This window comes from Vibrio tubiashii ATCC 19109 (genome assembly GCF_000772105.1).
Classification (GTDB): Bacteria; Pseudomonadota; Gammaproteobacteria; order Enterobacterales; family Vibrionaceae; genus Vibrio; species Vibrio tubiashii.
The window spans coordinates 858,785-871,290 of record NZ_CP009354.1; the positions used below are offsets into that span (position 1 = coordinate 858,785).

Genomic DNA, 12,506 nt, shown 5'->3' on the forward strand with positions numbered 1-12,506 from the left:
CGGATCACCTGTTTCTGGTGATTATGATCACAAATGATGAGGTTTTAATTTGCGGAGCAAAATTAATGTCATAAACTGAGCAGGACTAAATTGAGCGGCTAAAAAAAGTGGCTCAGCCAAAATACAAAATCCTATAGGGGGAACTTAAGGTGAATATTCTTGGATATGCGCAAAAGTTAGGTAAAGCTCTTATGCTTCCTATCGCAACGCTTCCAGTTGCGGCGCTCTTACTACGTTTGGGTCAAGGTGACCTATTAGACATTCCATTTATGGCGCAAGCTGGTGGCGCTATCTTTGGTCAACTTCCACTACTATTCGGTCTAGGTATCGCGATTGGTCTTTCTAAAGACGGTCAAGGTGCTGCAGGTCTAGCGGGTGCGGTTGCTTACTTCGTACTTACGGCGACAGCAACAACAATCAACGCTGACGTTAACATGTCATTCTTCGGTGGTATCATCGCTGGTATTATCGCTGGTCACTCTTACAACGCTTTCCATGCTACACGTCTTCCTGAGTGGTTGGCATTCTTCTCTGGCAAACGTCTAGTACCAATCATGGCTGGTCTATTCGCGCTAGTTGCAGGTGCTATCTCTGGTGTTGTATGGCCAACAATCCAAGGTGGTCTTGACGCACTAGCACACGCAGTTTCTACTTCTGGTGCTATTGGTCAGTTCGTATACGGTACTCTTAACCGTGCACTTATCCCTGTAGGTCTTCACCACGTTCTTAACTCTTACTTCTGGTTCGGTATGGGTACGTGTCAAGAAGTTCTAGTAACTGGCGCTCAAGCTGCTGGTCAAGCACTTCCTGCTCTACAGCAACTTTGTGTAGACCCAGCTCTAGCTAAGACTCTTGTTGCTGGTCAATCTCACACGTTTGAGTTTGCTAACTCTGTAACTCCAGAAATCACTGCAACTGTTAAAGAAGTAACTGAAACAGTTAAATCTGGTGACCTACACCGTTACTTCGGCGGCGATAAGTCTGCTGGTGTATTCATGAACGGTTTCTTCCCAGTAATGATGTTCGGTCTACCTGGTGCAGCTCTAGCTATGTACCTAGCAGCTCCTGCTGAAAAACGTAGCCAAGTTGGTGGTGCACTATTCTCAGTAGGTTTCTGTTCTTTCCTAACTGGTATCACAGAGCCTCTAGAGTTCATGTTCGTATTCCTTGCACCTGCGCTATACGCAATGCACGCAGTATTTACAGGTCTATCTCTAGTTGTTGCTAACATGTTTGGTACTCTGCACGGCTTCGGCTTCTCTGCAGGTCTAATCGACTTCATCCTTAACTGGGGTCTAGCAACTAAGCCGGTAACTCTACTACTAATCGGTCTAGGTTTCGGTGCTCTATACTTCTTCACTTTCAGCTTCGCAATCCGCGCATTCAACCTGAAGTCGCCAGGTCGTGAAGATGACGACGAAGAAGTAGGTGCTGCTCCTGCTGGTGAAGCGAAAAACGGCGACCTAGCGCGTCAATACCTAAAAGCTCTAGGTGGTCATGACAACCTAACTTCAATCGACGCTTGTATCACTCGTCTACGTCTTACTCTAAAAGACCGCTCTGTAGCTGACGAAGTTGTACTTAAGAAGCTTGGTGCGAAAGGTGTTGTTAAGCTAGGTGAGAACAACCTTCAAGTTATCCTTGGTCCTCTAGCTGAAATCGTTGCTGGCGAAATGAAAGCAATCGGTGCTAACGAAGACCTATCTGATGTAAAACTTCCTTAATTACGACACGTAAACTAAGAAAGTGATGAAAGCCTCCTTCGGGAGGCTTTCTTGCGTTTTGAGGGTTTCGAAACTGATCCCTGCTAGCTTATTAACCATACAGAGAAAAAAAAGACGTTTTGCTTCGAGATATTGTTGTGTAATCCACCATAATTGTGGATCATTAGACGCTATGTACTTGACGGTCATTTGAATCGTCTAAGTAAGAATTATCTGAACAATACTAAAACAATTGAGGTGCTATAGATGAGTGAAGCTGAGGCTCGTCCATCGAATTTCATTCGCCAAATCATTGATAAAGATTTAGCGGATGGTAAACACACTAGCGTGCATACTCGTTTCCCGCCAGAGCCAAACGGCTATCTGCATATCGGTCACGCTAAGTCAATTTGCTTAAACTTTGGTATTGCTCAGGACTACCAGGGAAAGTGTAACCTACGTTTTGATGACACTAACCCAGAAAAAGAAGACGTTGAATACGTTGAGTCAATTAAGAATGATGTGAGCTGGTTAGGCTTCGAGTGGGATGGGGACGTATGTTACTCATCAAACTACTTCGATAAGCTATACGGTTACGCAGTGGAATTAATTAACAAAGGCTTAGCGTACGTTGAAGAGCTAAGTCCTGAGCAGATCCGTGAGTATCGTGGCACACTTACCCAGCCTGGTAAGCCAAGCCCGTACCGTGATCGCACACCTGAAGAAAACTTAGCACTATTTGAGAAGATGCGTGACGGTGGGTTCGAAGAAGGTAAAGCGTGTCTACGTGCAAAGATTGATCTAGCATCTTCTTTCATTGTGCTGCGCGATCCTGTTCTTTACCGTGTGCGCTTTGCTGAGCACCACCAAACGGGTGACAAGTGGTGCATCTACCCAATGTACGACTTTACGCACTGTATTTCGGATGCACTAGAAGGCATTACCCACTCACTGTGTACGCTTGAGTTCCAAGATAACCGTCGTCTGTATGACTGGGTACTAGAGAACATCACTATTGATTGCCAACCTCACCAGTACGAGTTTAGTCGCCTAAACCTAGAGTACACGGTGATGTCTAAGCGTAAGCTAAATCAACTTGTCACTGAGAAACTAGTGAATGGTTGGGACGATCCGCGTATGCCGACTATTTCTGGTCTACGTCGTCGCGGCTTCACGCCTGCTTCTATTCGTGAGTTCTGTAAACGTATTGGTGTTACCAAGCAAGACAACATGATTGAGATGAGTTCTCTTGAGTCTTGTATTCGTGATGACTTGAACGAAAACGCACCTCGCGCAATGGCTGTGCTTGATCCGGTTAAGATCGTTATCGAGAACTTCGAAGAAGGCAAAGTAGAGTCTTTGACGGTAGCAAATCATCCAAACAAACCTGAGATGGGCGAGCGCGAAGTACCGTTCACTCGCGAAGTTTGGATTGAGCGTGAAGACTTCCGTGAAGAAGCGAACAAGAAGTACAAGCGTCTGGTTCTGGGTAAAGAAGTGCGCCTACGTGGTGCTTACGTGATCAAAGCTGAGCGTATCGAAAAAGATGCAGAGGGTAACATTACCACTATCTTCTGTAGCTACGATGCAGACACGCTAGGTAAGAACCCAGCTGACGGCCGTAAAGTGAAGGGTGTTATTCACTGGGTGTCTGCTGATAAAGGTCTTCCAGCTGAGATTCGTCTATACGATCGCTTGTTCACTGTGCCAAACCCAGCAGCAGCGGATAACTTTGCTGAGACAATCAACCCTGAGTCACTTGTTAAGCTGAATGGTTTTGTTGAGCCAAGCCTCGCTCAAGCGCAAGCTGAGAAGGGTTTCCAGTTTGAGCGTATGGGTTACTTCTGTGCGGATATTAAAGACTCGAAGCCAGAGACTTTAGTGTTTAACCGTACTGTAGGTCTTCGCGATACTTGGGCGAAAATCGAAGCTAAGTAATCGTATTGCACTCTAGTTTGAAAGCCAGTCCTCGTGACTGGCTTTTTTATTGATGGCGATTGGTATTAAATAGCAGGCAATAAAAAACGCCAGCTTTTGGCTGACGTTTTAAAGTTGGCTGTTAAGACGAAATTATTTCTTCGACTTATGCGCGTCTGGGTTGTCTTTGCAGCTACCGTCAGCACATTTACCGTAAAGGTATAGGCTGTGGTTAGTCAAAATAACATTGTACTGGGCCGCGATTTCTTTCTGACGCTCTTCAATGATGTCATCAGAGAATTCAATCACTTCACCACAATCTAGACACACTAGATGGTCATGGTGGTGCTGAGTTGACAGTTCAAATACAGATTTGCCGCCTTCAAAGTGGTGGCGAGTTACGATACCTGCATCATCAAATTGGTTTAATACGCGGTATACAGTCGCTAGACCAATCTCTTCACCTAGATCAATCAGCTTTTTGTACAGTTCTTCAGCACTGATATGTTGGCATTCAGGTTGCTGTAATACTTCTAAAATCTTTAGTCTTGGAAGGGTAACTTTAAGACCAGCATCCTTAAGCGCTTGGTTATTGTCTGACATATACTTTCCTGTTGATGATCTGCAGTTATTAACAGAATTCAATATTCCTATCATTATAGGGTAGTACTGATAAACAATAAACCACGAACTTCAAAGGGTTACTAGTATTTTTTTATAAACAAGTGAGAAGTCACTGATAAAACATGTCAGACCAGTTACAATTGGTTAACAAGTGAGGAAGAGTAATCAGTTAAGGACAAGGAATGAATAAGTCATTGGCTAAAATTTATAAGCCTGGAGTAGTTAAATTTGCGCTCAACTCTTGGCCACCTTTTTGGGGGGCGGGGATCAAGATACTCTCAATTAGTGACGACTTTCGCGAAGTCAAAATGAAACTGAAGTTACGTTGGTGGAACAAAAATGCCAATCGCACTCAATATGGTGGCAGCATTTTCTCTTTAACCGATCCTGTCTACTCCTTGATGTTAATGGGAATATTAGGTGAGCGCTACTACGTCTGGGACAAGGAAGCGAGCATCAACTTTATCAAGCCAGGGCAAAGTGATCTGTTTGCTGAGTTTTGTGTCACTCAAGATCAGCTTGAAGATATTTTAAGGCAGACGGCTGACGGCGATAAATGTTTCCCAGAGTTCATCATTTATGTCAAAGACAAACACGGTAATGTAGTGTCTGAAGTGCAGCGTAAACTGTATGTGCGTAAAAAACCGCAATTTCGAGAAGAGGATGCAGAGGAACAAACGGCATAAAAAAACCTCCGTAACGGAGGTTTCTTAATTCGGCGAGGAGATTAGTCTTCTAGCTCAGCTAGGCACATCTCTTCGTGAATCTGCTTACACCAGCTGTTCACGCGCTCATCAGTTAGCTCTGGCTGGCGGTCTTCATCGATACATAGACCAACGAATTGGCTGTCATCGCCTTCAACTAGGCCTTTAGATGCTTCGAACTCATAGCCTTCAGTTGAAGTGTAGCCAAGGATAGTACCACCTTTAGCTTCAACGATATCACGTACTGTACCCATAGCGTCACAGAAGTACTCTGCGTAGTCTTCTTGGTCACCACAGCCAAAGATTGCGACTAGCTTAGTCGAAAAATCGATTTGCTCTAGCTCTGGGAAGAAGTCATCCCAGTCACATTGTGCTTCGCCGTAGTACCAAGTTGGGATACCAAGAAGCAGAAGATCGAAGTTATCAATATCTTCTTTGCTGCTTTTAGCGATATCTTGAACGTGAACCAGTTGTTTACCTAGTTGCTTTTGAATCATCTTTGCAACAGCTTCAGTGTTACCTGTGTCGCTACCAAAGAAGATGCCTACACTTGCCATAGATTCGTTACCTTTACTAATTTCTGTTGTGGGCTCGGTTGATATCAGCCGATACCACCACCTTCCCAGCTAAGCTGAATAATGCCTTTGGCGATAAACCCAGCACAGCCAAGGAATAGGACTAACCATACAATGCGACGACCGAAAGGGGGAACATTGCCCGCTTTTAAGACATCTTTTATCGCCATACCGATAAAGAAAAAGATAGACGCGAAAAGCAGATCGAGACCAATTGACTCGAGCATGTTCATGTAGTCGTAGAGCATGGAATCCCTTTATGCCAAATTACTTGCGCCGCACTATACCACTGTTACTGAATAAAGTTAACGGGCATAGTACAACTGATCTCTCATTCTGTTTTACGCAATGAACTTGCGGATAGCACGTAATACTTCAGCCGGCTTTTCAGCGTGTAACCAATGTCCGGTATTAGCGATAACATGGGCTTTGGCATTGCTGAACTGCTGTTTAACTTGCCCTTGGTGCTCTGCGGTTAAGTAATCTGAATCGCCACCTTTGATAAACAAGGTAGGCGTCGAAATTGTTTCAATAGTTTGCCAACCAAGAATCTCCCAGTAGTTTTCCCACAAGCTTTCGACATTAAAGCGCCAAGCCAAATGTTCACCTGTGTTATACAAAGATTTACCGAGAAACTGGCGAACACCTTCTAGTTCGATATGTTCGGCCAAAATGTTTAGCGCTTGCTTACGCTGAGTGGGTTTTTGCTCGATGACGGCTTTGAGTCCGTTGAACACATTATCATGACGACTTTCTGTGTATTGAACCGGTGCCATATCTAAAACAAGCAGCTTATGAATCTGATCTTGCGCGATTTCCGCTAACTTCATTGCTACCTTGCCACCCATAGAGTGGCCGACTACGGTGTAGTTAGCGAGGTTAAGGTGTTGCAGCAATGCATAGACATCTTGCGCCATTAATGGATAGCTAAGTTCATCACTCTGAAAGGAGAGGCCATGGTTGCGCAGGTCAATACTCAGAACTTGATGATCCTCTTTTAGATCGCGAGCAAGTAAACCTAAGTTGTCTAAATTACCAAACAACCCATGGATCAATACAATGGTGTGACCCTCACCTTCGAGTTTGTAGTTGAGCAGATGTGACATTTTATTCTATTCGTGACAGGTAAACCGTAGAGTCTCTTTAAAGATCTCGCTATAATCCCCCAGAGTTTAAACATAGAGATTGTGAAAAGCGAATGAAAACAATTGAGGTTGATGAGGATCTATACCGTTACATCGCAAGTCAAACCCAGCATATTGGTGAGAGTGCTTCGGACATTTTACGTCGTCTTTTGATGACTGAAGGTCAAGCGCCTGTTGCCAAGCCGCAGGTTGTGGCGCAACCAAAGGGTGTAGTGGTTAGCAAAGATGCAATAAAAGAAGAAACAGTAGATAGCGTTAAAGAGATGCGATCATTGCTCATCTCTGACGAGTTTGCTGGTCTTAAGAAAGCGATTGACCGCTTTATGCTGGTCCTAGCAACGCTGCATCGCATTAACCCGAATGACTTTTCAGAAGCGACTCAGGTTAAAGGTCGTAAGCGTGTTTACTTCGCTGATAATGAGCAAACACTGCTGGCTAACGGTAACACGACTAAGCCGAAATCAATCCCTGGTTCACCATTTTGGGTCATCACCAATAATAACACTAGCCGCAAGAGGCAGATGGTTGACCAACTGATGGCGAGGATGAACTTCCCATCAGACCTGATTGAGAAAGTGACAAACTCAATCTAGAGAATTCTGATAGAAACCTCATAATGCACAACTTAGTTAACGTATTATGAGGTTTTTTTATTTCTACACATTTTTAAGAAAGGATGTCAAATGGCTATGCACCCACGAGCGGGACAAAAAGCTCAACAGCAAGACCTGCATAATATTCCAGCCCTCGTTGCAAATTATTTTCTTCTCCAACCTGACTCTTCGAATCCTGACCACAAAGTTGAATTTGGTACATCTGGTCACCGTGGTAGCGCAGACAAGTCTACATTCAACGAACACCATATTTTGGCGATTGCTCAAGCGGTAGCGGAAGTTCGCGCAGAAAAAGGCACAACAGGTCCATTGTTTGTTGGTAAAGACACGCATGCGCTATCTGAGCCGGCATTTTCAACAGTTGTAGAAGTGCTCGTGGCTAATGGTGTGCAAGTGATTGTTCAGCAAGACAACGGTTATACGCCAACGCCGGGTGTTTCTCACGCTATTCTGACTTACAACCTGAAACATCAAGACAAAGCAGACGGGATTGTGATTACACCGTCTCATAACCCACCGCAAGATGGCGGTATTAAGTACAACCCAACTCATGGTGGTCCTGCGGAAGGTGAATTGACACAAGCGATTCAAGACCGTGCAAATGTACTTATCGCTGAAGGTTTGCAAGGTGTTAAGCGTATGCCGCTAGGTGAAGCTAAAGCTTCAGAACTGTTCATCGAGCGCGATCTTGTTAAGCCATACATTGATGACTTAGTTAATGTCATTGATATGGAAGCGATTCAAAAAGCAAACCTAAAAATTGGAGTCGATCCACTTGGCGGCAGTGGTATCGACTACTGGCGTCAAATCGGCTCTGCTTACAATCTAGATCTGACTTTGGTTAGCGAAGCGATTGACCCATCATTCCAGTTTATGTCGTTAGATAAAGACGGCGTGGTTCGTATGGACTGTTCATCGCCTTACGCAATGGCGGGTCTGTTAGCGCTAAAAGATGAATATGACTTGGCGTTTGGTAATGACCCTGACTACGACCGCCATGGCATTGTTACGCCAAAAGGTCTGATGAACCCGAACCATTTCTTAGCAGTGTGTATCGACTACTTATACCGTCATCGCGAAGGGTGGGGCAAAGACGTTGCTGTTGGTAAGACGTTAGTATCAAGCGCACTAATTGACCGCGTAGTTGCCGACCTTGGTCGCGAACTATGTGAAGTCCCTGTTGGCTTTAAATGGTTTGTTGATGGCCTATATGAAGGTAAATTTGGTTTTGGTGGCGAAGAGTCAGCAGGGGCCTCTTTTCTGCGTAAAGACGGTACGCCTTGGTCTACCGATAAAGATGGCATCATTCTATGTCTTCTTGCTGCCGAAATTACAGCAGTCACTGGTAAGAACCCTCAAGAATACTACGAAGAACTAGCAGCGAAGCATGGTGCTTCTGAATACAACCGTATTCAAGCTGTGGCAAATGGTCCGCAAAAAGATGTACTGAAGAAACTGTCTGCTGAGATGGTAACGGCAGAAACGTTAGCAGGCGAAGCGATCACTGCACGTTTGACGCATGCTCCGGGCAATGGCGCTGCAATCGGCGGTCTGAAAGTGACGACGGAAAATGGTTGGTTTGCGGCTCGCCCATCTGGCACTGAGGATATTTACAAGATCTACTGTGAGAGCTTTAAAGGTGAAGAGCATTTGAAGCAGATCGAAGCAGAAGCACAAGAGATCGTGAATCAGGTATTTGCTGACGCTGGTCTTTAATTCTGACGATTAAGTGTTGTATCAAGGGCTGACTATTTGTCAGCCTTTTTTTGTTGAAGCTTTGGAACGGGCTGCGCCCTTCGGGAACGGACTTCGTCCTATGGATAACTGGATAACTGGATAACTGGATAACTGGATAACTGGATAACTGGATAACTAAAATTGCTCCGTCATAGTTTAGTTGTCAACTCTAGCTCTCTAGAAGGGTGAAGCCCGATCCCGCTTTCCATAGCGCAGCGTTCCCGCTCTCTATAGGACTAAGTCCGTTCCCGCTTTACCCCGGCCAAGTGTCAGGCACTACAAACCAAAATTGACCGTTTTGCGTCTGAGCATGGACGAACCTTCCGTTGGGTTTATCGATAGGGTTGACGAATTCTTCTAGTCCAACCGCCCAAAGTGGTTTTTCGAGTTCATACAGCAGTTCGCCAATCTGGTCCCACTGACTTTGGTAGCACCAATATCCGGTGATTTGGCTAGGGTTTATCGTGAGCCCTAGACACTCTTCCGGAATGGTCTCTGGTGAAAAAGGATTGATATAAAGACGCCCTTGGATTAACAGATGCTCAGTGAGATCAGAGTAGTGAGGGTATTGTTCAAGGAATTCCGGAGATGCACTCATTTTTAATTGATGAGAGAGCATTCTAGCGAGTTTCTTGTCTAGCTGATCGTGGGCATTCGGTCCGTACCAAACGCCTTTATGTAAAAGATAGAACTTAATCGCGACTTCCCAGTGTTCTTTCTGATGTGACTCAAGGTTGTCCAGAATGAGATCAATTGCGCCTATGGTCTGGCCTGACGCTTTGTTGATTTGAATCTCTTCTTCGAGCAGCGAATATTTTGAACTATTGCTGATGAGCTCAGTGCATAGGTGCTGGTAGATGAATCCTAATCGAGGGTTGCCTTGATAGTCATCTTGTTTTAGAGGAGTGATATTCAGCGCTTTGACATCGACAAATGGTGGTGTCAGGTTAAATAGCGATGGCGTTTCATGTACCCAGTGATAAAAACGTTGTAAAGCGTTCATCCTTAAACCTATATCTGCTTGAACGCCACTATTGTAGCTAGGTGCTGGTAAGGTTGCTATGGTTCGAATACACTTTGCTCACTAAGATAAAGCGCAATGTTAGCAATTAGATGGAAGCTGTCATGAACAACTTACAATTAGAAAAAATCCTCAACGAGAAGCTCTCTCCTCAGTTAATCAAAGACTATGCACCTAACGGATTGCAGGTTGAAGGTAAAGAGCAGATTAGAAAGGTCGTGACTGGTGTGACGGCTTCTCAAGCATTGATTGATAAAGCGGTTGAGTTAAACGCTGATGCGCTACTGGTTCATCATGGTTATTTCTGGAAAGGTGAGCCAGAACCTATTCGTGGTATGAAAGGCAAGCGCATTCGCACTTTGATAAAAAACGACATTAATTTAATGGGTTACCATCTGCCACTTGATATCCACCCGGAGCTAGGTAATAACGCTGAACTTGCTCGCTTACTCGATATTGAAGTAGAAGGCGGCCTAGAAGGGCACCCTCAATCAGTGGCTATGTTTGGGCGTTTGAAATCTCCAATGACAGGGGCTGAGTTTGCCACCAAGATTAATCAAGTACTTAAACGCCAGCCTCTTCATATTGCGCCGGAAAATGCAGATATATTGATTGAAACGGTCGGGTGGTGTACTGGTGGTGGTCAGGACTTTATTGAATTGGCAGCTAGACACGGTTTAGATGCGTTTATTTCGGGTGAGATCTCAGAGCGCACTACTTACTCTGCTCGTGAGCAAGACATTCACTACTTTGCAGCAGGTCACCACGCGACAGAGCGCTACGGAATCAAAGCTCTAGGCGAGTGGCTAGCCACTGAACATGGCCTAGATGTTGAGTTTATTGATATTGATAATCCGGTTTAGGTAGAGTGGGAACGGACTGCGTCCTATGGAACGCTGCGCTTTTGGAAAACGGGATCGGGCTTCGCCCTGCGAGAGAAAAGCTCGTTTTTCCATAGAGTGACGAAGGAGCGAGTAGGGAATCTCACACGGTGATCTACTCGCTAGAAGAGATCCCCAACTCACTCGTGCCTCGTTCTTGAGGATGACAACTAATCTAATAAAAAAGGGCTAATGTTCGCACATTAGCCCTTTGACTTTTTTGCTAGTCAGCTATTATTCACGCTCATGCAGAGGTGAGAACTCGCGTTGTACTTCACCAGTGTAAAGCTGACGTGGACGACCGATACGGTTTAGTGGGTCGCTGTGCATTTCGTTCCAGTGAGCAATCCAACCGATAGTACGCGAAATCGCGAAGATAACGGTGAACATAGATACTGGGATACCGATAGCTTTAAGAATGATACCCGAGTAGAAGTCTACGTTCGGGTATAGCTTCTTAGAAACAAAGTATTCGTCAGAAAGCGCGATACGCTCAAGTTCCATTGCCACATCAAGCAGTGGATCTTTGATGTTAAGCTCTTTAAGAACTTCGTGACATGTTTCGCGCATAACCGTTGCACGAGGGTCGTAGTTCTTGTAGACACGGTGACCGAAGCCCATTAGTCGGAATGGGTCGTCTTTGTCTTTCGCGCGCTCAACATACTCAGGAATGTTTTCTACGCTACCGATCTCTTCAAGCATCTTCAGACATGCTTCATTCGCGCCGCCGTGAGCTGGGCCCCAAAGAGATGCGATACCTGCTGCAATACATGCAAATGGGTTAGCACCAGAAGAACCAGATAGACGTACTGTTGAAGTTGACGCGTTTTGCTCGTGGTCTGCGTGTAGAGTAAAGATCTTATCCATTGCGCGCGCAACGACAGGGTTTACTTCGTACTCTTCACATGGATTAGCGAACATCATGTGTAGGTAGTTCTCAGCGTAGCTCAAATCATTACGTGGGTAGATGAAAGGCTGACCGATTGAGTACTTGTAACACATAGCCGCAAGTGTTGGCATTTTCGACAGTAGTCGGTATGCCGCGATTTCGCGGTGCTCGTCGTTGTGGATATCTAATGAATCGTGGTAGAACGCAGCAAGTGCACCTACTACACCACACATTACAGCCATAGGGTGAGCGTCACGGCGGAAACCGTGGAAGAAACTAGCAATTTGCTCATGGACCATAGTGTGACGAGTAACAGTAGTTTTGAATTGCTCGTATTGTTCACGTGTTGGGGCTTCACCGTAAAGAAGGATGTAACATACCTCTAAGTAATCAGCGTTATTTGCTAGCTGATCAATTGGGTAACCGCGGTGCAAAAGAATACCTTTACCGCCGTCAATGTAGGTGATTTGAGATTCACAAGATGCAGTGGCAAGAAAACCTGGGTCAAAAGTAAAAAATCCGTTTGCTCCAAGTGTACGAACATCAATCACAGGTGTGCCTAAGGCACCTTCCATAATTGGCAGCTCGATAGGTGCTTGACCTTCAACATGAAGGGTAGCTTTCTTATCTGCCATAACAATCTCCTTTGTTTATTATTTAATCCGTCCAGGATGTTTGTGTGCCATTTTTGTACGT

The 12,506-nt window shown here is 45.0% G+C and carries 12 protein-coding genes; 6 read left to right on the forward strand and 6 right to left on the reverse strand.

Features of this window, described 5'->3' with window-relative positions:
* Positions 1–149: 149 nt before the first annotated feature.
* Both nagE and glnS read left to right on the forward strand, forming a co-directional pair.
* Positions 150–1,724 carry an N-acetylglucosamine-specific PTS transporter subunit IIBC gene (gene nagE, locus IX91_RS03960; RefSeq protein ID WP_004744498.1) on the forward strand — a complete coding sequence of 525 codons (1,575 nt, stop codon included), beginning with the start codon at positions 150–152 and terminating at the stop codon, positions 1,722–1,724.
* A 246-nt stretch (positions 1,725–1,970) separates the two neighbouring features.
* Complete coding sequence (gene glnS, locus IX91_RS03970) at positions 1,971–3,641, forward strand: glutamine--tRNA ligase (RefSeq protein ID WP_004744500.1); 1,671 nt, start codon at positions 1,971–1,973, stop codon at positions 3,639–3,641.
* Positions 3,642–3,773: 132 nt separating this feature from the next.
* On the opposite strand, the gene fcrX is transcribed toward glnS, so the two are convergent.
* Positions 3,774–4,223, reverse strand: coding sequence for a ferric iron uptake transcriptional regulator FcrX (gene fcrX, locus IX91_RS03975; RefSeq protein ID WP_004744501.1), 450 nt, complete (start codon positions 4,221–4,223; stop codon positions 3,774–3,776).
* A 203-nt stretch (positions 4,224–4,426) separates the two neighbouring features.
* Here fcrX and IX91_RS03980 point away from each other — a divergent pair, with 203 nt between their 5' ends.
* Positions 4,427–4,930 (forward strand): DUF4442 domain-containing protein, encoded by a 504-nt coding sequence (locus tag IX91_RS03980; RefSeq protein WP_004744502.1) that lies wholly within the window; start codon positions 4,427–4,429, stop codon positions 4,928–4,930.
* A gap of 41 nt (positions 4,931–4,971) precedes the next feature.
* Here the strand turns inward: IX91_RS03980 and fldA are convergent, their stop codons facing one another.
* The 3 genes from fldA to IX91_RS03995 all read right to left on the reverse strand — a co-directional run bounded on the left by fldA (position 4,972) and on the right by IX91_RS03995 (position 6,629).
* Positions 4,972–5,505 carry a flavodoxin FldA gene (gene fldA, locus IX91_RS03985; protein WP_004744503.1) on the reverse strand — a complete coding sequence of 178 codons (534 nt, stop codon included), beginning with the start codon at positions 5,503–5,505 and terminating at the stop codon, positions 4,972–4,974.
* Between the two features lie 44 nt (positions 5,506–5,549).
* Positions 5,550–5,771 (reverse strand): DUF2788 domain-containing protein, encoded by a 222-nt coding sequence (locus IX91_RS03990; protein WP_004744504.1) that lies wholly within the window; start codon positions 5,769–5,771, stop codon positions 5,550–5,552.
* A 93-nt stretch (positions 5,772–5,864) separates the two neighbouring features.
* Positions 5,865–6,629 carry an alpha/beta fold hydrolase gene (locus IX91_RS03995; RefSeq protein WP_004744505.1) on the reverse strand — a complete coding sequence of 255 codons (765 nt, stop codon included), beginning with the start codon at positions 6,627–6,629 and terminating at the stop codon, positions 5,865–5,867.
* 92 nt (positions 6,630–6,721) lie between these two features.
* Between IX91_RS03995 and seqA the strand changes: the two genes are divergently transcribed.
* A complete protein-coding gene (gene seqA / locus IX91_RS04000; RefSeq protein WP_004744506.1) occupies positions 6,722–7,261 on the forward strand; it encodes a replication initiation negative regulator SeqA in 540 nt (179 codons plus the stop codon).
* 90 nt (positions 7,262–7,351) lie between these two features.
* Positions 7,352–8,998, forward strand: coding sequence for a phosphoglucomutase (alpha-D-glucose-1,6-bisphosphate-dependent) (gene pgm, locus IX91_RS04005; protein ID WP_004744507.1), 1,647 nt, complete (start codon positions 7,352–7,354; stop codon positions 8,996–8,998).
* A gap of 274 nt (positions 8,999–9,272) precedes the next feature.
* Here the strand turns inward: pgm and IX91_RS04010 are convergent, their stop codons facing one another.
* Positions 9,273–10,022 (reverse strand): DUF1853 family protein, encoded by a 750-nt coding sequence (locus IX91_RS04010; RefSeq protein ID WP_004744508.1) that lies wholly within the window; start codon positions 10,020–10,022, stop codon positions 9,273–9,275.
* Between the two features lie 122 nt (positions 10,023–10,144).
* Between IX91_RS04010 and IX91_RS04015 the strand changes: the two genes are divergently transcribed.
* Positions 10,145–10,903, forward strand: a complete 759-nt coding sequence (locus IX91_RS04015; RefSeq protein WP_004744509.1) for a Nif3-like dinuclear metal center hexameric protein — start codon at positions 10,145–10,147, stop codon at positions 10,901–10,903.
* Between the two features lie 252 nt (positions 10,904–11,155).
* Here IX91_RS04015 and IX91_RS04020 read toward each other — a convergent pair whose 3' ends face one another.
* Complete coding sequence (locus IX91_RS04020) at positions 11,156–12,445, reverse strand: citrate synthase (protein WP_004744510.1); 1,290 nt, start codon at positions 12,443–12,445, stop codon at positions 11,156–11,158.
* Positions 12,446–12,506 lie beyond the last annotated feature (61 nt).

Coding starts and splice junctions, on each gene's coding strand:
- glnS (WP_004744500.1), top strand. CDS start 1,971: ATGAGTGAAGCTGAGGCTCGTCCATCGAATTTCATTCGCCAAATCATT.
- fcrX (WP_004744501.1), bottom strand. CDS start 4,223: ATGTCAGACAATAACCAAGCGCTTAAGGATGCTGGTCTTAAAGTTACC.
- IX91_RS03980 (WP_004744502.1), top strand. CDS start 4,427: ATGAATAAGTCATTGGCTAAAATTTATAAGCCTGGAGTAGTTAAATTT.
- fldA (WP_004744503.1), bottom strand. CDS start 5,505: ATGGCAAGTGTAGGCATCTTCTTTGGTAGCGACACAGGTAACACTGAA.
- IX91_RS03990 (WP_004744504.1), bottom strand. CDS start 5,771: ATGCTCTACGACTACATGAACATGCTCGAGTCAATTGGTCTCGATCTG.
- IX91_RS03995 (WP_004744505.1), bottom strand. CDS start 6,629: ATGTCACATCTGCTCAACTACAAACTCGAAGGTGAGGGTCACACCATT.
- seqA (WP_004744506.1), top strand. CDS start 6,722: ATGAAAACAATTGAGGTTGATGAGGATCTATACCGTTACATCGCAAGT.
- pgm (WP_004744507.1), top strand. CDS start 7,352: ATGGCTATGCACCCACGAGCGGGACAAAAAGCTCAACAGCAAGACCTG.
- IX91_RS04010 (WP_004744508.1), bottom strand. CDS start 10,022: ATGAACGCTTTACAACGTTTTTATCACTGGGTACATGAAACGCCATCG.
- IX91_RS04015 (WP_004744509.1), top strand. CDS start 10,145: ATGAACAACTTACAATTAGAAAAAATCCTCAACGAGAAGCTCTCTCCT.
- IX91_RS04020 (WP_004744510.1), bottom strand. CDS start 12,445: ATGGCAGATAAGAAAGCTACCCTTCATGTTGAAGGTCAAGCACCTATC.